Annotated in this window: 24 protein-coding genes; 12 read left to right on the forward strand and 12 right to left on the reverse strand. The window is 64.6% G+C overall.

Going from position 1 to position 22,671, the window contains the following annotated elements; all coding sequences use genetic code 11:
* Positions 1-23 precede the first annotated feature (23 nt).
* Positions 24-245, forward strand: a complete 222-nt coding sequence (locus IV454_RS28435) for a hypothetical protein (RefSeq protein ID WP_206088888.1) — start codon at positions 24-26, stop codon at positions 243-245.
* Between the two features lie 388 nt (positions 246-633).
* Here the strand turns inward: IV454_RS28435 and IV454_RS28440 are convergent, their stop codons facing one another.
* Both IV454_RS28440 and IV454_RS28445 read right to left on the reverse strand, forming a co-directional pair.
* Positions 634-984: a hypothetical protein gene (locus IV454_RS28440; RefSeq protein WP_307730189.1), complete on the reverse strand. Its 351-nt coding sequence runs from the start codon at positions 982-984 to the stop codon at positions 634-636.
* A gap of 97 nt (positions 985-1,081) precedes the next feature.
* Complete coding sequence (locus IV454_RS28445) at positions 1,082-1,219, reverse strand: hypothetical protein (protein WP_206088889.1); 138 nt, start codon at positions 1,217-1,219, stop codon at positions 1,082-1,084.
* Positions 1,220-1,440: 221 nt separating this feature from the next.
* Here IV454_RS28445 and IV454_RS28450 point away from each other — a divergent pair, with 221 nt between their 5' ends.
* On the forward strand, positions 1,441-1,743 hold the full coding sequence (locus IV454_RS28450; protein ID WP_206088890.1) for a hypothetical protein: 303 nt from the start codon (positions 1,441-1,443) through the stop codon (positions 1,741-1,743).
* A gap of 35 nt (positions 1,744-1,778) precedes the next feature.
* Here IV454_RS28450 and IV454_RS28455 read toward each other — a convergent pair whose 3' ends face one another.
* Positions 1,779-1,952, reverse strand: a complete 174-nt coding sequence (locus IV454_RS28455) for a hypothetical protein (RefSeq protein WP_181002640.1) — start codon at positions 1,950-1,952, stop codon at positions 1,779-1,781.
* Positions 1,953-2,120: 168 nt separating this feature from the next.
* Between IV454_RS28455 and IV454_RS28460 the strand changes: the two genes are divergently transcribed.
* Positions 2,121-2,804, forward strand: a complete 684-nt coding sequence (locus IV454_RS28460; RefSeq protein ID WP_206088891.1) for an SOS response-associated peptidase — start codon at positions 2,121-2,123, stop codon at positions 2,802-2,804.
* 24 nt (positions 2,805-2,828) lie between these two features.
* Here IV454_RS28460 and IV454_RS28465 read toward each other — a convergent pair whose 3' ends face one another.
* On the reverse strand, positions 2,829-3,089 hold the full coding sequence (locus tag IV454_RS28465; RefSeq protein ID WP_206088892.1) for a hypothetical protein: 261 nt from the start codon (positions 3,087-3,089) through the stop codon (positions 2,829-2,831).
* A gap of 138 nt (positions 3,090-3,227) precedes the next feature.
* Here IV454_RS28465 and IV454_RS28470 point away from each other — a divergent pair, with 138 nt between their 5' ends.
* The gene (locus tag IV454_RS28470) at positions 3,228-4,136 is read left to right on the forward strand and encodes an alpha/beta hydrolase (protein ID WP_229521895.1); all 909 of its coding nucleotides are present in this window, start codon (positions 3,228-3,230) and stop codon (positions 4,134-4,136) included.
* Between the two features lie 216 nt (positions 4,137-4,352).
* Positions 4,353-5,957, forward strand: coding sequence for a methyl-accepting chemotaxis protein (locus tag IV454_RS33430; protein ID WP_206088893.1), 1,605 nt, complete (start codon positions 4,353-4,355; stop codon positions 5,955-5,957).
* Positions 5,958-5,981: 24 nt separating this feature from the next.
* Here IV454_RS33430 and IV454_RS28480 read toward each other — a convergent pair whose 3' ends face one another.
* Entirely contained in the window at positions 5,982-6,275 is a 294-nt protein-coding gene (locus IV454_RS28480; protein ID WP_206088894.1) for a 2Fe-2S iron-sulfur cluster-binding protein, read from the reverse strand.
* Between the two features lie 124 nt (positions 6,276-6,399).
* On the opposite strand from IV454_RS28480, the gene IV454_RS28485 reads away from it, so the two are divergent.
* Together IV454_RS28485 and IV454_RS28490 are read left to right on the forward strand one after the other, a co-directional pair.
* A complete protein-coding gene (locus IV454_RS28485; protein ID WP_229521896.1) occupies positions 6,400-7,434 on the forward strand; it encodes a L,D-transpeptidase family protein in 1,035 nt (344 codons plus the stop codon).
* Positions 7,435-7,486: 52 nt separating this feature from the next.
* Positions 7,487-8,206, forward strand: a complete 720-nt coding sequence (locus IV454_RS28490; RefSeq protein ID WP_206088895.1) for a M23 family metallopeptidase — start codon at positions 7,487-7,489, stop codon at positions 8,204-8,206.
* On the opposite strand, the gene IV454_RS28495 is transcribed toward IV454_RS28490, so the two are convergent.
* Both IV454_RS28495 and IV454_RS28500 read right to left on the reverse strand, forming a co-directional pair.
* The gene (locus tag IV454_RS28495) at positions 8,207-9,334 is read right to left on the reverse strand and encodes a hypothetical protein (RefSeq protein WP_206088896.1); all 1,128 of its coding nucleotides are present in this window, start codon (positions 9,332-9,334) and stop codon (positions 8,207-8,209) included.
* A 137-nt stretch (positions 9,335-9,471) separates the two neighbouring features.
* Complete coding sequence (locus tag IV454_RS28500; protein WP_206088897.1) at positions 9,472-11,223, reverse strand: M4 family metallopeptidase; 1,752 nt, start codon at positions 11,221-11,223, stop codon at positions 9,472-9,474.
* 206 nt (positions 11,224-11,429) lie between these two features.
* Here IV454_RS28500 and IV454_RS28505 point away from each other — a divergent pair, with 206 nt between their 5' ends.
* Positions 11,430-12,590 (forward strand): glycerophosphodiester phosphodiesterase, encoded by a 1,161-nt coding sequence (locus IV454_RS28505; RefSeq protein WP_206092884.1) that lies wholly within the window; start codon positions 11,430-11,432, stop codon positions 12,588-12,590.
* Positions 12,591-12,643: 53 nt separating this feature from the next.
* Here the strand turns inward: IV454_RS28505 and IV454_RS28510 are convergent, their stop codons facing one another.
* Both IV454_RS28510 and IV454_RS28515 read right to left on the reverse strand, forming a co-directional pair.
* Positions 12,644-13,150, reverse strand: coding sequence for a hypothetical protein (locus tag IV454_RS28510; RefSeq protein WP_206088898.1), 507 nt, complete (start codon positions 13,148-13,150; stop codon positions 12,644-12,646).
* A 15-nt stretch (positions 13,151-13,165) separates the two neighbouring features.
* Positions 13,166-15,304, reverse strand: coding sequence for a TonB-dependent receptor (locus tag IV454_RS28515; protein WP_206088899.1), 2,139 nt, complete (start codon positions 15,302-15,304; stop codon positions 13,166-13,168).
* A gap of 129 nt (positions 15,305-15,433) precedes the next feature.
* Here IV454_RS28515 and IV454_RS28520 point away from each other — a divergent pair, with 129 nt between their 5' ends.
* Complete coding sequence (locus tag IV454_RS28520) at positions 15,434-16,615, forward strand: PepSY-associated TM helix domain-containing protein (RefSeq protein WP_206088900.1); 1,182 nt, start codon at positions 15,434-15,436, stop codon at positions 16,613-16,615.
* A 226-nt stretch (positions 16,616-16,841) separates the two neighbouring features.
* Here the strand turns inward: IV454_RS28520 and IV454_RS28525 are convergent, their stop codons facing one another.
* A complete protein-coding gene (locus IV454_RS28525) occupies positions 16,842-17,054 on the reverse strand; it encodes a hypothetical protein (RefSeq protein WP_206088901.1) in 213 nt (70 codons plus the stop codon).
* Positions 17,055-17,099: 45 nt separating this feature from the next.
* On the opposite strand from IV454_RS28525, the gene IV454_RS28530 reads away from it, so the two are divergent.
* Entirely contained in the window at positions 17,100-19,658 is a 2,559-nt protein-coding gene (locus tag IV454_RS28530) for a TonB-dependent receptor plug domain-containing protein (RefSeq protein ID WP_229521898.1), read from the forward strand.
* A 278-nt stretch (positions 19,659-19,936) separates the two neighbouring features.
* Positions 19,937-20,404, forward strand: a complete 468-nt coding sequence (locus tag IV454_RS28535) for a hypothetical protein (protein ID WP_206088903.1) — start codon at positions 19,937-19,939, stop codon at positions 20,402-20,404.
* Positions 20,405-20,477: 73 nt separating this feature from the next.
* Here the strand turns inward: IV454_RS28535 and IV454_RS28540 are convergent, their stop codons facing one another.
* On the reverse strand, positions 20,478-20,801 hold the full coding sequence (locus IV454_RS28540) for a DUF1016 N-terminal domain-containing protein (RefSeq protein WP_282961385.1): 324 nt from the start codon (positions 20,799-20,801) through the stop codon (positions 20,478-20,480).
* 58 nt (positions 20,802-20,859) lie between these two features.
* A complete protein-coding gene (locus IV454_RS28545) occupies positions 20,860-21,477 on the reverse strand; it encodes an FMN-dependent NADH-azoreductase (RefSeq protein WP_206088904.1) in 618 nt (205 codons plus the stop codon).
* Positions 21,478-21,591: 114 nt separating this feature from the next.
* On the opposite strand from IV454_RS28545, the gene IV454_RS28550 reads away from it, so the two are divergent.
* The gene (locus IV454_RS28550) at positions 21,592-22,536 is read left to right on the forward strand and encodes a LysR family transcriptional regulator (protein ID WP_229521900.1); all 945 of its coding nucleotides are present in this window, start codon (positions 21,592-21,594) and stop codon (positions 22,534-22,536) included.
* Positions 22,537-22,671: the final 135 nt, after the last annotated feature.

Here is a 22,671-nt window from a genome sequence, read left to right on the forward strand (position 1 = left end):
CATTTTTGAGCCGAGCGAAACACATGAGTGAAGCATTCCAGCGCCAGCGGGCCGATGCGCAAGGCAGCGAAGGGGGCAGTCCGCGCACTGATTTCCGCACGCGCGACGTGGTCAACCAGGCCATCGCCGCGCTTCCCACCTTGGGGGTGCAGCAAGCGGCCGAATACCTGGCGGCGATGAACGTACCGCCGGAAGTAGCGATCCGCACCTTGATGCACAAAAGCACGCGCCGCGACGAACCCTAGCGCAGCCGGCGCCCCTCCCCGTCCGTACCGGACGCAGACCTCCTACAACCGGGGTCTGACCTCTGATTCGAAACATTGTTAAATCCAGTCCGATTTCGCTGCATATCAAGCGACTATTTTCCAACCGGGGTCAGACCCCGGTTGGGAAACATCCATGCAAACAAGCCTATGCTGCCTGAGCGGGGGCCAGCAACTGTCGGGGCAGCAAGTTTCCTAACCGAGATCTGACCCCGGTTAGGAAAGAGTGTTAAATGTTGCAAATCAGAGGTCAGAGCCCGGTGGTGGGGGCACTAACCGAGATCTGACCCCGGTTAGGAAAGAGTGTTAAATGTTGCTAATCAGAGGTCAGACCCCGGTGGTGGGGGCAGGCGGGACGGGCGCAGGGGGCTTAGTTGTTTTGGGCGTCGATGTCGGCCAGCGATTCGCGGCCTTTGTCGGTCACGCCGTGGCCGCCCGCTTCGAGCGGGACGATGTGGGATTTTTTGCCGAGGAAGACCAGCACGTCGGCGTCAACTACCGCCGCCGGGTCGGCCAGCAGCGCGCGCAGGCCGGCGATGCAGCGGCGCAGGAACAATACTTGCTGCCCCTTGTCCGTCAACGCAAGCTTGCCGTCCTTGCTGTACTGGATCATCTTCAGGCCCGCCAGACGCTTGGCGTTGCGCCCGACGCAGGCGTTGAAGCGGTCATGCTTCGCCCCGCCCAGGATGTGCCCGAGCGCGTCATATTCGTCTGTGGTCAATTTCTCGTTCTTCATCGCTGCTTTCCATGTGGCCAATTTTCGGCCCCCATGGTAACCGCGCAGGCTGCCCGCGGCAACCTGCATTCGCTGCCAACTGTTACTTTACTGTGCGGAACAGGAACCACACAACGCCAATACTGATCAGGGCGCCGACCAGCAGCACCACCTGCATCGGCCGCGACCGCAGTACCGAGCTGCGGCCAAGGTAGATCTTGTTGTGTAAGGAATTGCCCATCATGTTCTCCCGGAACGAAACGACAGTTGATGGATGAATTATAGAAAACCAACACGATTCCCGGTGTGACGAGGGACACAAATAGCAATAAATATGGACTCCAAGCAACACTGCGGACGATCCGGCCACACCTACTGCGCGCCAGCCAATGCCTTGCACTGTTAGCATCGTTGCGAGAGCGCCGCGCCAGTGCGGCACCTCCTTACCGATTGGAGAATCCCATGCACGCCACCAAATCTTTCCCTGACCCGGCCGACGCCCGGTCGCTGGTCGACGAGGCCGATATCGGCAGCGGCGAAAAACCGCCTTCCCAGATCGACACCGAGGCCCTCATCCGCCAGATCCCGCCCCTGCCGCCATCGGACCAGAACGAGGCCGACAGCGACAATGGCGCCGCGGCCGCCGCCAACCAGTTCGATGGCGGCGAAAACCGCGACAGGCGCGAGCATGACGCTTCGCTCGAACGCGACGAGCCAAGCGAGCAGCTCGACCAGCTCGATCCGGTGCCGCCCAAGGGCCAGTAAGGCCGCGGCCGGTCCGGGCGCGCCCGACGTGCCGCTTACGCCTTGATCGGCGGCACCGGCATGGTCGGCTCTTCGACCGGCGCGTTGACCGGCGGCGGCACGTCGTCCGGCACCGGAACCGGAACCGGATCGTCGGGCGGCAGGCCGTCCGGATCGGGGGTCGAGTGGGCGCGCTGCGGCGCTATGGCCGGGTTTTGCTTGCTGGTCATGGAATGCCTTTCCTCAAATGCTCAAGTGTGAGTGCGACTATCAAAAAACCGCCCCGCCCGGGACGGCGCATGCCCTGCGCGCGCGGCGAACCTGCCTTTTGCGGTATCGTTGATCCTTGCGGGCGCCACGCCCGCGATCATCACCACCTCGGCAAAAGGGCATAGCGCATGTGCGGACGTCTCGATCAAAACCATACCGCCATTGACTACGTGGCGGCGATGCACTGGCGCGGCGGCGCGCCGCGCGTCGCCAGCCAGGCCGCGCCCAGCTACAACGCGCCGCCCGGCACCTGGCGCCCGCTGATGCGCATCGTCGACGGCCAGCTGGTCCTCGCGGATGCCTTTTGGGGCTACCGCGCCTCCTGGGCCGCGGACAAGCTGCCCATCTCCATCAATGCGCGTCTCGAAAAACTCGGCAACCGTTACTGGATGCCCCTGCTCAAGGCCGGCCGCGCCATCGTGCCGGCCGACGGCTGGTACGAATGGACCGGCGAAAAGGGCCGCAAGCAACCCTGGCACATCCACCTCAAGACGCGCGAGCCACTGTTCATCGCGGCCATCGGCGCCTGCGCCAGCGCGCGCGCGCAGGCCGCCGAGTCGGGCTTCGCGATCGTCACCGCCGATGCCGAGGGCGGCATGGTCGATGTGCACGACCGCCGTCCCATCGTCTTCAGCGCCGAGGATGCCGCCCTGTGGCTGGACCCGGACTTGTCCGCCCAGCAGGCCGAACAGCTGGCACGCTCGGTCGCGCTCGGCCCCGATGCGTTCGAATGGCATCCGGTCCCCAAGGAGGTGGGCCGGGCCGGCAACGATGGTCCGCATTTGGCGGCCCAGCTCGACCTGCTGGCCTGAATCCGGCAGCGCCCGCGCGCCCGGTCAGCGCCCGGGCTCCCTCGACAAAGCCAGCAGGTTGTCGACCTCGATGCGCGCCACTTCCACGCCGGCCAGGCAAGCCACCTCGGGCGTGGCATGGCCGCCCGCCGTCTGGCTGCGCGTGAGCGCCGGCGCCGGATCGGTATCCTGTCCGCCCTCGCCGGTCTTGGTGATGCGGTATTCGAAGTCCCACAGGTCGCCGCAATCCTTGATCGGGGTGACCGAGATGGTAAAGCCTTTGTATTCTTCCGTTGCGATTTGCATATGATTCCTTATGGTTGTTCGCAGCCTAGCATGGAAGGCCGCCGGCTTGCGCGGGCGCGCCAATCGTGCGCCCCGCCCCCTCCCCGGCATGCGCCGAACCCGGTATAGTGGCTGCTCCCATCCTCCCACGTGACCGCGATGAAGACTGCACTGCCTAATCTGGCCCCCGCCCTGCTGGTACCCGCCCTGCTCGCCTCGGGCGGCGCCGTTGCCGCGCCGATGACCCTGGCCGATTACCTGGCCCTCTCCGGCCCGCCGCCGAGCGCGACCTTCGCCTACGGCAGCGCGCCCTCGCAGTTCGCCGAATTGTTCCGCCCGGCCGGGCCCGGGCCGTTTCCGGTGGTGGTGCTGGTGCACGGCGGCTGCTGGACGGTGGAATATGGCGGCATCAGCCAGATGCACAATGTGGCCGGCGCCCTGGCCGCGCGCGGGATCGCGGTGTGGAATGTGGAGTACCGCCGCGCCGACGAGGAAGGCGGCGGCTATCCCGGCACCTACCTCGACATGAATGCCGCGCTCGACAAGCTGGCCGCCGAAGCCCCGGCCCACCAGCTCGACACCAGCCGCATCGTCGCGCTCGGCCATTCGGCCGGCGGCCAGCTGGTGCAGTGGATCGCGGGGCGCAGCCGGATCGCGGCCAGCAGTCCCTTGTTCCAGCCCAGCCCCTTGCCGGTACGCGAAGTGATCAGCCTGGGCGGCCTGGCCGACCTGCGCAACGAGCAGGCATTGATCAAGACCAGTTGCGGACGCGAGCTGGCGCAGCTGGCAGGCAGGCCCAGCGCCAGCCGGCCGGATATCTTCGCCGACACCAATGCCGCCGAGCTGATGCCCAACGGCAGCCGCACGCTGCTGGTCACGGGCGAACTCGATACCATCTCGCCGCCGCGCGCGGCCCACGACTATGCCGCACGGGCGCGCGCCGCCGGCGACCGCGCCGAGGTGGTGATTCTGCCGGGCGCCAGCCACTACGATGAAATCGCGGCCAGCTCGCCGGCGTGGAAACTGATCCTGCCCCTGATCGAAAACGCACTCGGCATGGCCAGATAGACAGCAAATCCCGGCGCCGGGCGTTGCTCAGTGGCGACGCATAGCGCCGGATTGTGTCGCCGACCGCACACGCGGACGAATAGTGCTTAACAATTGCAGACGCTTGGCGTAGCGTACCACCAATGGCAAGCTGAAGCGCCGCCCTCAAAACAAGCCATCCGCGCCACCGCCCCCGGCATTGCCCGACCACGTACCGACGTTTTGACGGAGAATCGCATGCTCGACAATCTGAAGGTAGGCACGCGCCTGCTGACCGCATTCCTGATCGTGGCCGTCCTCGGCGCCATCGTGGCCGCCGTCGGCATCGTCAACATGTCCATCATGAACGAGCAGGCCGAACGCGCCTATGACCAGGAACTGCTGGGCCTATCCTATGCCAAGGAGGCAAACATCAACCTGGTCTCCGCCGGGCGCGCCGCACGCGGCGTGCTGGTCGCCACGACACCAGAGCAGGTGCGCCGCTTCAGCGAGCAACTGAGCACCGCGCGGCGCCAGTTGCACGAGAATCTGGAGAAAGCACGCCCCCGCTTCACCTTGGAGAGCGGCAAGAAGCTGCTGGCCGAGGTCGAAAGCGGGCTGGCCGATTACGAAGGCATGTTGCCGCAATTGCTGACACTGGCGCAGGCCTCCACGCCCGAAGGCAAGGCGGAGGCGGCCGGGTTCGCCCTCGGTCCCCTGGCCGCCAAGGCCAGCGTCGTTGATGGCCAGCTCGCGGCACTGGCCGACCAGAAAGAGAAAAAATCCGCCGACATGGCCGCCGAATCGAGCCGGCGCTACCAGAGCAGCCGGGCGCTGATGCTGGCGCTCGCCATCGGCAGCCTGGGCGCTGGTGTGGGGCTGGGCTTGTGGATCACGCGCGGCCTGACCCGCCAGCTCGGCGGCGAACCGGCCTACGCGGTGCAGGTGGCCGGTGCGATCGCCGCCGGCGAATTGTCTGCCGTGATCCGCACCCGTCCCGGCGACCATGACAGCCTGCTGCACGCGATGGAAACCATGCGCGCGGCCTTGGTGAAGATCGTGGCCCAGGTGCGCAGCGGCACCGATACCATCGCCACCGCGTCGGCCCAGATCGCGGCCGGCAACCTGGATTTGTCCGCGCGCACCGAGGAGCAAGCCAGTTCGCTGGAACAGACGGCATCCGCGATGGAAGAGCTGACCGGCACCGTCAAGCAAAACGCCGACAATGCGCGCCAAGCCAATGTGCTGGCGGTGAGCGCTTCCGAAGTGGCTGGACGCGGCGGCGCCGTGGTCAGCGAGGTGGTGCGCACCATGGCCTCGATCAACGATTCCTCGCGCAAGATCGTGGACATCATCGGCGTCATCGACGGCATCGCCTTCCAGACCAATATCCTGGCGCTGAACGCGGCCGTGGAAGCGGCGCGCGCCGGCGAGCAGGGGCGCGGCTTCGCGGTGGTCGCTTCGGAAGTGCGCAATCTGGCGCAGCGCTCGGCCGCCGCCGCCAGGGAAATCAAGACCCTGATCGACGATTCGGTCGGCAAGGTCGATGCGGGCGGCAAGCTGGTCGACCAGGCGGGCCTGACGATGGCCGACATCGTCGCCTCGATCAGCCGCGTGACCGGCATCATGTCCGGCATCGCCTCGGCCAGCGTGGAACAAACCGCCGGCATCGAACAGGTCAACACGGCGATCACCCAGATGGATGAAGTGACCCAGCAAAACGCGGCCTTGGTCGAACAGGCGGCCGCGGCGGCCGGGTCGATGCAGGAGCAGGCCGCCCATCTGGCGCAGGTGGTCGGCATTTTCAAGCTGGGCAACGAGCATGGCGCGCGCATGGCCGTGCCGGCGCGCGCGCTGGCATGAGCGGCTGTTCCGGGGCAAGCGCGCTCAAGCCGTGATGCGGCGCGCCGCTGGCGCCCACAGGGCCAGGTCCGAGCGCGCCACCGCCACGCACGGCAAGGTATCGCCGGCGCGTTTTTCGTCGGGGCTCAGGCCCGGCCAGTCGATCAGGTAAGCGACCTCGCCCGCCGCCACCCGGCACAGGCAGGTGCGGCAAGTGCCGTTGCGGCAGGAAGCGGGCAGCACGATGCCGGCGTCCTCGGCCGCCAGCAGCAGCGCGCGCCCTTCCTCCGCCTCGAAACGCCAGCCGGCCGGCTGCACGGTAATCAGATAACTGCTCATGGGTGCATTCTACCCGGGCCCGCATTGCGCCCGCATCTCGTCCGCATCGCGTTAGTACGCTGCCGCACAGACTATATATCCGACCGGAATTAATCTGAGGTATCCGATTCCCAAGGGGCTTTAATTGAAATCATCTTCGCTTTGCCTGATCGCCGCCATGTTCGCGGGCGCGGCCACCGTCCCATCCGCCATGGCCGCCAGCGCGCCGTCCGCCCTGACCATCGAGGCGGTCAATGCCGCCGGCAAGACGCCGGCTGCGGCGGACTCGCCGGCCAAGCCGGTCAAGGGGGCGAAAGCGGGCAAGGCGGGCAAGGCTGCCGCGCCAGCCCTGCTGCGCGCCCAGATCCTGCTCGACCGCGCGCGCTTTTCCAGCGGCGAGATCGATGCCGCCGCGGGCTCGAACATGCGCCTGGCGCTGAGCGGCTTCCAGAAGAAAGCCGGCCTGGAACCGTCCGGCATCCTTGACGAGGCGACCTGGGCCGCCCTGAACGCCGACCAGGCCGACGCCCTGATCAGCTACACCCTGAGCGACGCCGATGTGGCCGGTCCGTTCGACCCGATCCCCGAGAGCATGGCCGAGAAAGCCAAGCTGGCCACGCTCGGCTACAGCAGCGCACTCGAAGCGCTGGGCGAAAAATTCCACCTCAGCCCGGCCCTGCTGACGCGCCTCAATCCGGGCAAGGAGATCGGCCGCGCCGGCGACACCATCGTCGTCCCGAACGTGCTCGACATCGAGCCCTTGCCGAAAGCCGCGAAAATCGTGGTGGACCGCTCGGACCGCTCCCTGACCCTGCTCGACGCCGACGGCAAGGTGCTCGCCCAGTTCCCCTCGTCCACCGGCAGCGCCCACGATCCGCTGCCAATCGGCACCTGGAAAGTCAACGGCGTGGCACGCCACCCGGTCTACCACTACAACCCGAAACTGTTCTGGGATGCCAGCCCGGGCGACAAGAAAGCCAAGCTGCCGGCCGGCCCCAACAACCCGGTGGGCGTGGCCTGGGTCGATCTGTCGAAAGACCATTACGGCATCCATGGCACTCCGGTGCCGGCCTCGATCGGCAAGACCCAGTCGCACGGCTGCATCCGCCTGACCAACTGGGATGTGACCACCCTGACCGAGTCGGTCGGCTACGGTACCGAAGTGCTGTTGCAGGAATGAACAAGCAGAACCTTCGGGCGGCACCACCTTCACAACGAAAAAGGATAATTTTATGAAATGGCTACTTACTTTCCTGGCAGGCTTGCTGCTCGGCGCAGGCTCCCTGTTCGTCTACCTGCGCACGGTGCCCGTGCCCAAGCCGGCGCAGGTGGTGGTGGTGGCGCCCGCCGCACCGGCCACCCCAGCGGCCGCGGCGGCGGCCCCCGCCGGCGTTTCCTTGCCGGTGTCCGAACTGCCCGGCGTGCCGGTGGTGAGCACCGACCTGAGCGAACTCGACCTGCCGCTGCGTCCGGCCACGAGCGACGTCGCCACGCCCACCGCCAGCCCGGCCGCCACGCCGACGACCGGCAAGCTGATGATACCGGTCGACGGCATCAAGCTGGCCAGCCTGCGCGACAACTTCGACCAGCCGCGCGGCACCGAACGTCACCATGAAGCGCTCGACATCATGGCGCCCAAGGGCACCAAGGTGGTGGCGGCGGCCGACGGCAAACTGGTCAAGCTGTTCAACAGCAAGCCGGGCGGCCTGACGGTGTACCAGTTCGATCCGAGCGAAAAATACGCTTACTACTACGCGCACCTGGACCGTTATGCCGAGGGCGTGAAGGAAGGCATGGATCTCAAGCGGGGCGACCTGATCGGCTATGTCGGCGTGACCGGCAATTCGGACCCGAACGCACCCCACCTGCACTTCGCCGTGGTCGAACTGACGGCCGAAAAGAAATGGTGGAAAGGCACGCCCATCAATCCCTTCCCCCTGATGGGCGAGTAATCAGTTCTGGCGCAGGGGGCGCACTTTCCGTGCGCGCCCCATCCCGAGCAGCATCATGCATGCTCCCAACGCCAAGATGGCCGGCGTGCCCGGCTCATCCACCTTGGCCACCCCGCCGTCGGGGGTGAGCAGGAAACCGCGGCACAGGCCGGTCGTATTGCAGCCGTGCGCGGTAATCTGGCCCAGGTCGTTGATATCGGCCGCGTAATTGAGCGTCCAGCCGAAACCCGGTCCCACTAAAGCATTCAAATCGAGCATGCCGCCATCCGCATACAGGAAGGCGTGCACCGCCTTGCCGCCGGCGATGTCGGAACTGCCCACCGCCTGGCCCGCATTATTGATCCCGTAGCTGACGCTGTTGGCGCCGCCCAGGGTGTTCAGGTCGGTCATGATGCCATTGTCGAAGACGAAGGCGTGCGCGCTGGCGTCACCTGCCAGATAGGAAAAGCCGGCCACCGCGCCGCGGTCGTTGATCCGGTTCGCTTCGCTGTAATCGCCGCCCAGGGTACCGAGGTCGTGCATGCCGCTGTCATCGGCGCGGAAAGCATGATACTGGCCGTTGGCGAGGTCGGCGCGCCCGACCACCACCCCGCTGTTGTTGATGTCGGCGCCGAGGCTGCTGCTGCCGCCCAGGGTGCCGAGGTCGCGCATCTGGCCGCCCGGTGTGTAGCGGAAGGCGGCCTGGGTGCCGTCCGCGCGTTCGGCGCTGCCGCCGACCTGGCCGGCATTGTTGATGCCCTTGGCGTCGCTGTTGCGGCCGCCCAGGCTGCCGAGGGTGTCGATCTTGCCTGCGCTAAAGGTCACCGCGCGCGATTCGCCGCCGGCGCTGAGCACCTGCCCGGCCGCCACGCCGGCATCGTTGATGCCGCTGGCAACGCTGCGGGTCGACTTGTCGGGGCTCAGGCTGTGCATGGCGCCGTTGCGCGACACGTAGGCGCTGCTGATGTTGTTGCTGTTGAGCGAGTAGCCGACCACGGATCCGCTGTTGTTGATGGCGCGCACGTCGCCGCTGTCGCCGCCCAGGCTGCCGAGGTTCTTGACTGAGTATAAAGGCGCGGCCTGGGCAGCGGCCGGGACCAGGAAAATGGACAGCAGACCAAGCTGCAGCAGGCGCGGTGTGACAGGCATGAGGAACTCCAGAACAGTGAACAGACGCGCCTGCTTCGGCGCGTGCGTCGATTCTAAACCCGATTTCCGCACACACTTTATGTTGCCGCCAAAATAGTTCCAAGCATACACACTCTGCCTGGGTTTTCTCGCGGGAACTATTCGTTGATATCCATTCCCACGTTCACGGCGGCGTAGGCACGCTGCACGGCGACCGCCTCCTTGCTGTTCTTGCCATACAGTTCCTCGGCCGCCGCCAGCACCTTGGCGCGCGCATCCTTGTAGTCGGTGCTGGACGTAAAGCGCGTGGTGGCGGCGTTGAACCAGATGCGGTAAGCCTTGTCCAGGCCGATGCCGCTCATCGCCCGCGGCGTGCCGCTGAGGTAGCTGCTGTGGGCGTCGCTGGCCGGGTCGGCGTCCGAGCCCTGCGCCAGGAAATAAAACATGCGGTTGTTCGGGCCGCTGCTGTAATGCACGTCCATGCGCCTGAGCCTGGTCGACCAGGCATCCGGACTGGTGCCGTCCTTGCTCGGACGAATCATGTAGCGCAAGGGGGTGCCGCTCTTGCTGATCTCCTTGCCGATCATCCAGTCGTTGCCGCCGGCGGGGATCAGCGCGCCGCCGGCGCCGGCGCGCGCATAGGCTTCGACCACTTCGCCGGTGATGTCGGACGACGATTCATTCAATCCGCCCGACTCGCCCGCGTACACCAGGCGCGAGGTGGCGTCGGTGACGCCATGGCCCATCTCGTGGCCCACCACATCGAGCGCGCCCAGGCTGTTGAAGGTCGAACCGTCGCCGATGAACATGCATTTGCAGGTGTCGCTGTAGTAGGCATTGTCGTAGGCGGTGTTGATGTGGGCCGCGATGTAGGTGGCGGTGTCCTGCCCGTCCAGCGCATGCCAGCCCAGCGCATTCTTGAGCATGTCATAGGTATTGGCCAGGCCCCACATGGCGTTCACCGCCGCCGTCTGGCCGTTGGCGCCGGTGGTGCTGGCGCCGGCCACATACTGCTTGCCGTCGCCCCAGGCATTGGCGCTGCTGGTGAACACTTCCCCGGCCGTGGTGCCGTGATCGGCGTTGGTGACCGCCAGAGCGCCGAACTTGCCGCCCCTGGCGCGCAGCGGATCGATCATGCGAAAGCCGGCGCCGCCCTCGGTCGTGCTGAGCGGCACCTCGCCGTTGTACTGGCTCTTGCCGCTGCCGGCGACGCTCTGCAGCATGCTCCACTGCGCCAGGATGCGGCCGTTGCGGGCGCTGACGATGGTGTCGTGGTAGACCGGCAGCGCAGCGGCGCGCAGGCGCGTGCCCACCAGCCAGGCCAGCTCGTAGCCGGCCACCACATCGGTCATGTCGAGCGCATTGAGCTCGTGGTCGGACTTGGCCAGCGCGGCCGGCAGGCGCTCGCTCCAGACCAGCGGGAAGATGACCAGTTCGGCCGCCGGCGGCGTCTCGGCCACCGCGCCCGCCCGCACCGACCGCTGCGCCAGCGCGATGGCTTCGGCCGCCGTCAACGCCGGCTTCACATTGAATTCGGCCGTGGCCGCGCCGAGCTGGTTGGCGCTGCCGCGCCCGAGGTGGACCCGCCGCGCCGACACCGATTCGCGCACGATGTTGCCGGCGCCATCGGTCACGATCACCGATTCCGACCCGAACACGCGTACGCCTTTATACATATGGTGGACGCGCACCACCATGCTACCCTGTAAGCCCGGATGCTGGCTGGCCAGCAGGAAATGGTGGTCGGCATCCAGCCCGAGCCCGGGAGCTTGCGCGGCCAACCGGGTGACCAGCGCGGCGGCGTTGGGCGCCGCTGTCACGGGGCCGTTCATCAGCGGCGGCGGCGCGGCGCTCGCGCTCAGGTAAACAGCAGCAAGCGCGACAGCCAGCAGGGTCGGACGAAAGTTCATCAAGCATCTCCAGTGAAAAGGCCCTACACCAGAAATGGCGCAGGCAACACCGATTGTCACAGCAGAAATCCATGAAGAATTTGCTCAAACGCAAAGAAAAGCGGAAATCCGGGGCGTTCGCCGTCATCGTACGGTCATGCGAGCTTGCTACGCTCTGCGTTTTTGCAGTGTCAACACTTGTTCCCACCAAACCGGAGTCCATGACGATGTACCACGTGTCCCGTACCACCCTGTCCCTGATGTGCGCCGCCAGCGCGGCGGTGATGATGACTGCTTGCGGCGGCGACCCTGCCCCCGAACTGCAAAATCCGGGCGCCAGCTGGCCGCAGCAGCCGGCCGTGACCGGGCACCGCGGCGCTTCCGCCCTGCGTCCGGAGCACACCCTGGCGTCGTACAAGAAGGCGATTGAAGACGGCGCCGACATCGTCGAGCCGGACCTGGTGGCGACCAAAGATGGCGTGCTGGTGGCGCGCCACGAAAACGAGATCTCGGGCACGACCAACGTGTCGGCCTTGCCGCAGTTCGCCGGCCGCAAGGCCACCAAGACCATCGACGGCATCCCCGTCACCGGCTGGTTCACGGAAGACTTCACCCTGGCCGAGCTGAAAACCTTGCGAGCGAAAGAGCGCATTCCCGCCAACCGCCCGGCCAACGCCGCGTTCGACGGCCAGTTCGAGGTGCCAACCCTGCAGGAAGTGATCGACCTGGTGAAGCAGGAAATCCAGGCGCGCAAGAAGACCATCGGCATCTACCCCGAGACCAAGCACCCGACCTACTTCAAGAGCATCGGCCTGCCGCTCGAAAAGCGCCTGGTCGACCAGCTGGTGGCCAATGGCTACCGCGGCAAGGACGCCGCAGTGTACCTGCAATCGTTTGAAGTGGCCAACCTGAAGGAACTGCGCAAGCTGACCGACATGCGCATCGTGCAGCTGATCGACAATCCGGCCAATCCACCGGCGCCCAACGGCGCGCCGCGCAATGCGCCCTACGACTTCGTCGCCGCCGGCAGCAAGAGCACCTACAAGGACCTGACCACGCCGGCCGGGCTGAAAGAGATCGCCACGTACGCGGACGCCGTGTCGCCGTACAAGGAAGTGATCATCGCGCGCACCGCCGCCAATGAACTGGGCAAGCCGACCAGCTTCGTGGCGGACGCCCACGCCGCCGGCCTCAAAGTGCACACCTGGACCCTGCGTCCGGAAAACCCGTTCCTGCCGCCGAGCATGCGCCGTGGCGACGTCGCTTCGCCCAGCGAGCGCGGTGACGCCGTGGCCGAAATCATGGCCTACCTGAACGCCGGCATCGACGGCTTCTTCACCGACGATCCGGCCGTGGGGCGCGCGGCGGTGACGCAGTTCAAGAAATAATCAGGCAGCTTGCTGGTCCCTCCCGATTGAGCGGGAAGGGCCAGGGATCGGACTCAGGCCTGTGTCCATGACACGCTCACCAGGTTTTCGCTCGGGACAACATTGATAGTGATCATCCCGGAATCGCTGGCGGACCACGGTTGTCGATCGTACCCGACTACTTTGGCGCCGCGCACCTTGATCTGCCGGGATAAACCGCAATCGCCGGCATTGCCCTCGCCTTCCTGGCGTTTGCCGAGCTGCTTGGTGAACTCGGCCATGGCGGCAGGCGTCAGACGCACCACGAAACAAGCGGAATAGTCACCGGTGAAATCCGGGAAACTTGCTTCCTTGTTGAGAAAGACGGCATTGGCCGGAATCGTCAGATTGGCGAAGTTCTTGATCGCGCTGACGTAAAATTCCTCCGGCGGATACAGGGCCTGATACACGGGCCATGCCAGTCCCGCTGCGGCAAGGCCGATAATGGCTTTCCCGAGCCTGCCATTGCGCCATATTGCGACCAGGCAGAGCACACCGAGAAGGGGCACGCCAACCGCGAAAACCAAAAAAAATCCATCCATCCGGTCGCTGTGCCCTTACCAGTTGCGGTTCCAGCTAAGGGCCAAGGTGCGCCCCCGGCCGGCGAAGGTGCCGGTCGCATCGAGCGCTGACGCCGACTGCGAATAGTAGCCTACATACTGCTTGTCGAACAGGTTCTCCACGCTGACTCCGATCCGTCCATAGGCGCTGTCGAACGTGACCGCCATGTCGGCCAGGGTGTAACCCTTGAAATGCTCTTCCAGATTGCTGGTGCCGACCTTGCGCCCGATATTGATATCGCGGTCGCGCAAGTGGCTCGCCTGCACGCGCAGCTGGGCCTTGGGTGCCCACTGCCAGTTCGCGCCGAGCACGCCCTTGTCCGGCCCCTGCGAGCGCGCCGACAGCGCCAGGTCGAGCGGCGCGCCCTGGCTTGCCGCCGTTTTGCCGTCGGTGACGGCGTAGCTGCCGAACACCGACACCGTCTTCGCAGGGCGCCAGTCGCCCGACACTTCCCAGCCCTTGACCACCGTCGGCACCCGCTCGACCGAGCCGATGCCGGCCGCGTTGACGCGCAGCACGCTGCCCAGCTTCGAACGCGAATCGTAGCGTGACAGGCCCACCTGCCCGTCCGCGCCGCGCCAGTTGACGCCCACTTCATTGTTGCGGGTGATGATAGGTTTGAGGTCGATCAGGGTCGCCACCGATTTGCCGTCGGTGCTCACGGCGCGCAGCACCAGGCCGACATCGGGCAGGCCGAAGCCTTCCGAGCTGGCCACGAAGGCCGACCAGCGCGGCGCCAAGCGCCAGACGGCGCCGAGGTTTTTCACCGACTTCGAAAACTCGGTCTCGCCGCCCTCGACCCGCCGGCTGCCGTACACCGCCAGGGTGGTGTAGGTGTCGACGGCGAGCCTGGCTTGCTCGTGGCGCACGCCGCCGCGCACGGTCAGCGGGCCGATTTCGTATTCGAGCTGCGCGAACGGCGCCGTCGATGTGAACTGCAGCTGCGGCACCCAGGTGCGCTTGGTGGCGGCCAGGCGCTGCTGGGTGTTATCCCTGAGCAGATCCAGGCCGAGCGTCACTTCCAGGCCGCTCACCAGCATGTCGGGACGCACCCAGGTCATGCGCGCGCCGCGCTTGTCGGCGACGATCTGCGACTGGTCCCACAGGGTCCCGACGCTCGCCAGGCGCGCGTCCTGGAAGGTCGCCACCGAGGTGGCGCCGTACAGCGCCTCGAAATCGTGGCTGAACAATTGGGCGCTGAAGGCGCCGCCGAACAGGTCATCGTGGCGGTAATCGAGACTGGCGCTGCGCACCTTGTTACGCGGCGGCTCGCCCGGCGCCCTGCCCGGCAGCGAGGTCGTCGTCACGCCGGCGGCCACTACACCAGGCTCGTTCTTGTAGTCGCCATCGCCGCGCAGGTTGAAGCGGTTCAGGCTCAGTTGAATGCGCTGGGCGCCGAAGCGCTGGCCGATCTTGAGGAACAGGTCGTCGCCGCGGCTGTCGAGGGTGTCGCCCTGGACGTTATCGATGCCGAGGCGGCGCCCATCGCCGTCGTAACCCATGCCACGCCGCTGCAGGCCGACGTAGCCGAGCAGGTCGAAGCCGCCATCCTTGTGGGTGACGCTGTAGCCGGTTTTCCAATCCAGGTTATCGGAGCGCAGCTGGCTCGATGCGCGCACGTTCAGCCCATGCGTGGTGCCGTCGGCGCGCGCGGTCCTGGTGATGTAGTTGATGATGCCGCCGGTCGCGCCCATGCCCTGCATGGCGGAGGCGCCGTTGATCACTTCGATGCGCTCGATGATGGCGCTGTCGGCAAAGTAGCCTTCGCGCGCGCCGGCGCGCAGCGGGTTCGATTGCGGTATGCCGTCGAGCAGGATCAGCGGCTGGCGTCCGCGCAGCGATTCGCCGGTCGAGGTCATTTTCTGGCGGCTCGGCGCGTAGCCCGGCACATAGGTCGCCAGCGCCTGCGACGGGTCGTCGGCGATCAGGTATTGCGACGCCAGTTCCTGCTGGCTGATGACCGAAATGGCGCCCGGAATCTTGTCCACCGCCTTGGCGCCGCGCGTGGCCGTGACCACCACCGTGCTGGAGGGCTCGGCCCCGTCGCCGGCGCTTTGCTGGGCCAGCGCATCCGTGTTCGCCATGAGCAGGCAGGCCAGCGCAACCGCACGGGAAAGGGGCGTAAGTGTGTTCATACGGGGGAAATCCTTGATCGTGGGACAGATATGTTGACATTCGGAGTATAATGCGAATGATAACGATTCCCATTCATTTATTCAAGAAGCATTAACAATGATGTGCCCTGACCGCGCTTGTTCCTTCCCATGAAACCCGCCATCCGCTTTGTCCACCTGTGGGCCGGACTGATTTTCGGGACCGTGCTTGTCGTGCTGGGGCTGACCGGCAGCGCGCTGGCGTGGATGCACGAACTCGATGTGCTGCTCAATCCAGACTTGCTGCAGGTCGCACCGCCGCCGGGCATGGCGCGCGGCGCCGCCATGCGCGTGGCGCCGGCCACCGTGCAGGCGGCCACCCTACGCCTGCTGCGCGATGCGCGCTACGGGCGTCCGAGCCAGTTGATGTTCCCCGAGCGTGCCGGCGACGTGTTCGTGGCGTGGTACCGCGATCCGAAACAGGTGGCATCGGACTGGAACGTGGCGGTGTCGCGCCAGGTGATGCTGGACCCGGCCACCCTGGCCGTCACCGGCGAGCGCACCTGGGGCGGGTTCGGTTTTTCGCGCCCGCAGTTGATGTCGACCCTGTTTCATATTCACCGCTACCTGGTGGCGGGCGAGGTCGGCAAGACCGTGATCGGCGTGACCGGCGTGGCCTTGCTGCTGCTCGCCATGACTGGCATCGTACTGTGGTGGCCGCGCATGACGGCCGCCGCCATCAAGGGCGCGTTAACGGTACGCCACGGCGGCAACTGGCCGCGCTTTAACTTCCAGCTGCATCGCGCCGGCGGCTTTTTTGCCGCGCCGGTGCTGCTGGTGCTGGCCGTATCGGGCGTGTACTTCAATATGCCGCAGTGGGTGCTGCCGGTGGTGGGCGCGGTCGCTACCCTGGCACCGGCCGGCAAGGCGGTCAACCGCAGCGCGCTAGACGCGGCGCCGGTGACGCCGCACGATGCGATGGTCGCGGCGCAGGCGCAGTTTCCGAGCGCGCGCGTGTCGCGCCTGGCGCTGCCGGCCAAGCCCGGCCAGCCTTATGAAATCCGTTTGCGCCAACCGGACGAACTGCGCGCCGGCGATGGCGCCACGCGCGTCTCCATCGACGCCGGCGACGCCAGGGTGCTGCGCACGGTGGACCCGCAGCGCGCGCCGGCCGGGGACAGGTTCCTGAGCTGGATGTTCCCGCTGCATACCGGCGAAGCGTTCGGTATCGCGGGGCGCACCTTCATCAGCATCTTCGGCATGGTGCCGCTGATGTTCTTCGTGAGCGGGCTGGTGATTTGGATCAAGCTGCACCGTCCGAAGAAGCGCAAGGCCAGGGCCCCCGCCGTTTGAACTGACGATGATGTCGCGCCACCACGGCGCGATATGCTGCCCGGCAATCGACGCCGGCGGCAGCGGAAAAACACTTTATACGGTTTACCTTTCACGAAACTTGCATCGCCGGCTGGCAAGCCGGCCTCCCCGCCCCTCGTTGTATTCTGTTCACTCCACCCACCCCGCATCCCAATTTCATGGACATGAATACATTCTGTCTATAGATTAGATGCGGCAATCGCCGTTAACTAATTTTCCACAAAACAAACATTGAACATGGGGAGGTAAGCGCGTTTTTCGCTGGATTGGGGGTTTGGCCATGCGGATCGCGCCACGGCAGGCGCATCGCAAACAAGTCCACCTCACGCATCACGGCTGCAAAGGTCGCCTGTTTTTCACCCTGGTTTTCTACCCGGGGATGAGGCGGCAGCTTGAACTTTTCTTGATCTAACTGCATCCGCTAAGAGAGATTTTAATGAAAAAGACTTTTCCAATTGCAGTCATGTTGTTATCCACTGGCGCCGCCGTCGCGCAAAGCCCCGCGCCTCCCCAACCCGCCGCCGACGCTGGCGCGCCCGCGACTCCCGGTACGGAAGAAATCCAGAAAGTCGTGATTGTCTCGACCGGTAGCCGCGGTTCGCAGCGCACCGTGGTCGATGCCCCCGTCCCGGTCGACATCATCAACACCAAGGACTTGAACAAGACCGGCCAGATTTCGCTGGACAAGGCGCTTGGCATGCGCGTGCCGTCGTTTAACACCGTGCAGACCCCGGTCAATGACGCTACCTCCCTGCTCGATCCTTACGAGATCCGCAACATGGGTCCGAGCCGTTCGCTGATCCTGATTAACGGCAAGCGCAAGAACTCGAGCGCGCTGATTTACACCCAAACGTCGCCCGGCCGCGGTGAAAGCGGTTCCGACATTTCCGCCATTCCGCAAGACGCGATCAAGCGCATCGAAGTGCTGCGCGACGGCGCCTCGGCCCAATACGGTTCCGACGCGATTTCCGGTGTGGTCAACATCATCCTGAAAGATAATCCCGAAGGCGGCTCCCTGACCGCGCGCGCCGGCATTACCCACGAAGGCGACGGCAAGATGGGCGCCCTCAGTCTGAACCACGGCATCCGCCTGTCCGACAAGGGCTTCGTCAACTACACCATCGACATCTCGAAGGTCGGCCTGGCCGAACGTTCGGGCATCGTCGACGGCCGCGGCGAGGCCGCCGACTTCGGCGCCGACCTGAAAAAGGATGTGCAGCCCTTCCTGGACAAGTATCCGACCGCCGGCAACATCAATGGCTCGCCTAAAACCCGTGCCAACAAATTCCTGGTCAACAGCCGTCTCGACATCACCGATGCGTTCAGCGTTTACGGCAATGCGGCCTATGTCAAGAAACAGGTCGACAGCTATGCCAATTACCGCACGCCGTACTGGCGCGAGACCGACTACGGCCTGCTGCACGCGCAGGGCACGCCGTATGTCGGCTATGTGCCCGACTTCATCGGCAAGCTGGATGACTACAACGCGACCCTGGGCGCCAAGTTTACGGTGGGCGACTGGAACGGCGACGTCAGCCTGACCATCGGCGGCAACAAGCAAGCCTATGAAGTGCACAACTCGATCAACCGCGGCATCGAAAAAGCGCGCCTGGAAGCCATCGCCGCGGGCAAGACCCCGGGTCCGCGTTCGCCGACCGATTTCGAGGCCGGCGGCACGCGCTTTCGCCACACCGTCGTCAACGCCGACATTTCCAAGCAGGTCAGCGAGTCCGTCAACGTGTATGCCGGTACCGAGCTGCGCAAGGAAAAGTATGACGTCATCGCCGGCGAATACGCTTCCTACGCCGAGGGTGGCGCCGATTCGTATGCCGGCAACCTGCCGGAGAACGCCCTGTCGGCCGACCGCAAGAACTACGGCGTCTACGGCGGCAGCATGTTCGACATCACCAAGCAATGGCTGATCGACCTGACCGGGCGCTACGAAAAGTACAGCGACTTCGGCAACGCCACCGTCGGCAAGCTGAGCACCCGCTACAAGGTCAGCGACATGGTCACCTTGCGCGGCTCGCTCTCGAGCGGCTTCCGGGCGCCGTCGCTGCACCAGATTTACACCCAGAAGAAGCAGTACGCCTTCGTGGCCGGTTCGGGCATCCAGGTATCGGGCCTGACCAACAATCTGTCGCCTGAAGCGCGCGCGCTCAGCGTGCCGCAGCTGAAAGCGGAAAAGTCGAGAAACGTGACCCTGGGCCTGGGCCTGACACCCGATACCAACACCAGCATCACGCTCGACTACTACCACATCTCGCTGAAAGACCGCATCATCCTGGGCAAGGAAATCAAGCCGACGGGCGATCCGACCCAGGAACTGGACAAGATCCTCGCCGCCGGCGGCGTGGTTTCGCTCAGTTTCTTCGCCAATGCGCTCGACAGCCAGACCTCGGGTATCGACTATGTTGTCAGCCGCAGGAACATCCCTGCCTTTGACGGCAAGCTGGCGGTGAACCTGTCGGGCAACTACACCTTGAAAAACGAGCGTGACGGCGAGATCAACAACCCGCCGGCGATTGCCGCCGCGCGCCAGTCGGTGCTCGATGCGACCCAGGAAGCGCTGATGTTCACCTCGCGTCCGAAGCACAAGACGGTGCTCGGCCTCGATCTGGACTACAGCAAGATGAACTTCTCGCTCAACAACACGCTGTACGGTCCGACCCAGTTCCGCAACGCGGGCCTGGACGACAATCTGGCGGTCAAATTCAAGACCCGCGCCGTAACCGACTTCGCGCTGAACTATCAGTTGACCAACAACACGACCTTGTCGTTCAACATCAACAATATGTTCGATGTCTTGCCGAAGTGGGACCTCAAGCCCGTCAACAACACCGCCAAGGGTAGCGAAATCCTGAGCAGCACGACCGTCGATCCGAAGACCGGCATGACGCCGCGCGAGACCCAGGTCAACCTGATCACGTTCAACGGGCGCTACCCGATCGTGACCTACGATGGCTCGCATTTCAGCCAGCTGGGCCGCGCGTACAATATGTCCTTGAACGTGCGCTTCTGATCGTCCGATGATGCCGCCGATAGGGACGCTTTGGTCCTGATGCGGACGGCACGGCTGGCAGGCGGTGCGCCGGGAATAACCTTCCGGCGCAGCGCTGGCCAGCCCCTGCCCTGCTCCACCGCATCATGCGGGAGCACCACGGCGAGTTTCCGGAGCGGCGAGCCAAGCGGGACTTCGGGGACGCACCTTCACTCACCTTTCCGGCATGATGCCGTTGGCGCCGCCGCATGGTCGCTGACAGTGGCGACATTTTCACCCATTTATAAGTGATGCATGTCTTGAATGACCCGCTATCTCAAGCGTTCTGGCTCTTATGCGGTATGTGGAGCGGCATCGGCGGCGCGCTGTTTACGTGGTTCAGCCTGCGCAAGAAAGTAGCTTCGGGAGAATTTTCTCATCAAGAAGTCGTGCGCTTCGCAAAAGGGATGGCCCTCTGGATATTCGTTCCGTGTCTTATACTCTGGGGCCTGCAAACATCGATAGGCGGCCAATCGCCGCCGTACTATACAAAGTGGCCGGCACCTCAAAAGTACATTGCGCTCGCGTTGCAAGTCATCCTTTTGGGTGCCTTGGCATATTGGGTTTTCTTTCGTGATGGAGCCGCGACCTTGTCGAGATTTTGCCGTGCTACCAGTAAAGCACCCGCCTTCATGAACAGCCCTGTGGCCATGAAGCTTGGCGTCATAGCGGCGGTGGCGGGAGCTGTCGTGGGAGCTGTCCTCTCACGCATCGGCCCGAGTGCCTGATCTTTTCTCTTGAACCGGCGCTTGGTCGCCGCGCCCTTGCGCCATGAAATCGGGGCTGAATCGGGTGAATTTTTCAAGCACACCAGCAAGCAAGCGCCGTATAGGGCCGGTTGGCGGACTCTTTGCGCAGGCGCTCACTGCACCCGGCCTGCTTCGCAACATCACGCCGATAAAGCCCCGCGTCCTTGAGCGCGACTTCGATCCCGACGCAATCCTGAGCTGATACGATGCGTCGCCCGATGTACCAAACCCTGGCCGTGTCGCTGTCGACGCGCAGCAAGGTGCGGTGGTGGGTCCAGCTCAATTCGCGACGCGCTGCGTCCCGAATTGGAAATGCCAGGTAAAAGCCACGCATGCGTCGTAAGTTGCTGACGTTAAATCCGCGCACGGCTGGCAAGTTGCTCCTGAACCGAAGCCGACGGCGCGCGGGGCTTGAGGGCGCGGGCTTGGTAAGGTCACATGCTTGCAGCCCGTTTGATATCCGCGCCGAGCTTTTCCACGAAGCCTTCCATGCTTGCCTCGCCTAAATCAACCGCTTTGGCCCCGCCACCGGCAACGAATGTCACGTCGCTGATCCCGATCACGCCAAGTACCAGGCGCAGATAGTGGGTGGCGATGTCGCGGTTCTGGATGGGCGATCCCTCGGTATAGATGCCACCCGATGCGATCAATACGGTTGCCTTCTTGCCAGTCACCAGGCCGCGTCCATCGAAGCCCAAGGTCAATCCCTTGCGAACGACATGGTCGATCCATGCCTTGAGCACTGCCGGCACATTGTAGTTGTAGACCGGCGTTGCAATGACAATGTGATCGGCGGCGAGCAACTCCGTAACAAGTTCGTTCGAGAGCCGTAACTCGTTCGCCATCTCGGGAGAATGCTGTTGCGCAGGGGTGAAGTAGGCTTGCAACCAGGCAGCGCTGACAAATTGAAGTCCGGCATCCATGAGGTCGCGTTCGATCACTTCGCCATCCGGGTGGGCGGCCAGCCAGTCATGCACGAAACGACGGGTCATGTTGCGCGACACGGAGTGGTGGCCGCGAGGGCTGGCCTCGATCAGCAATAGCTTGGTCATGATAATCATCCTTAAAAATAGCACCGGGGGAAGGCCTGAAGCGGGCTTGCCGATCAGGCTGCTTGTGTGCCCACAATATATCGCCGCCAATTCATTTCAGATAGAGATTAAAATATGATGAATTCCATCGGAAACTGTGATGGAGTGCGCCATGGAGAAGCTATTTTGATTGGAAGTCTGACGCTTGATCAGTTACGTGTTCTGGTAACGATCGCCGATACCGGGAGCTTTTCTGCCGCCGGTCGACAACTTGGCCGCGTACAATCAGCCATTAGCCAGGCCATCGGGACGCTTGAGGATGTGCAAGGCGTGTTGCTGTTTGACCGCGCCGGTCACCGCCCAAGGTTGACCGAGACCGGCCGGGTTCTCGTCGAGCAGGCGCGCCTGGTCTTGGTCAGCGCTGCCCGCTTCGAGGCAGTGGCGATGGCGACCCGCTCGGGCCTGGAACCCGAGCTGGTCATTGCGATCGATCCTCTGGTGCCGACGGCGCCATTTATCGAAAGCCTGTCCGCGCTGAGCCTGACTTTTCCGAATCTGCCAGTCCGCTTTTCGACAGAAGGCTTGGGCGGTTCATTGCGACGCCTGCGAAGCGACCCGGCCGCCATCGGGATCTGCTTGCTGCTTCCTTCCGTTCCAGACGACATTGCCGCCTATCCGCTGTTGCGTGTCGGCATGCAGGCTGTGGTGGCGTCAGGGCATCCACTGGCTTCGCTCGGACGTCCGGCGACGCAGACCGATCTGGAGCCTTATGTCCAGCTTGTGCTGTCGGACCCCGTCAATCCCGGCAGCGACAACTTCGGGCTTGCGGGTGTAAAACTTTGGCGCTTCGTCGATCTCGGCCGGCGCCTGGACTTCCTGCTCGGCGGTTTTGGATGGTGCCGCATGCCCGACCATCTCGTGTCTCGATTGATTGCTAGCGGGAGCCTGGTTGCGCTTCATATCGAGCACGATCCGACGCCGCGCGAGGGACTGACGATTTATGCGGCGCACCAGCGCAGCCGCACGCTCGGCCCTGCCGGGCGATGGTTGCTGGACGACCTCAGGCGGCGTCTGTCTTGAAACGATCCTGGCCGGACAAGACGCGCCGTCGGTCTTCCTGTGGCAGCAATACGCTCCGGCGAGCGACAATGATCTTTGCCGGTTTGCCACCTGAAACCGGCCCGGGGCGCAAGCGCGGCATACCGTTGGGGGCCT

The sequence above is a fragment of the Massilia antarctica genome, assembly GCF_015689335.1.
Classification (GTDB): Bacteria; Pseudomonadota; Gammaproteobacteria; order Burkholderiales; family Burkholderiaceae_D; genus Telluria_A; species Telluria_A antarctica.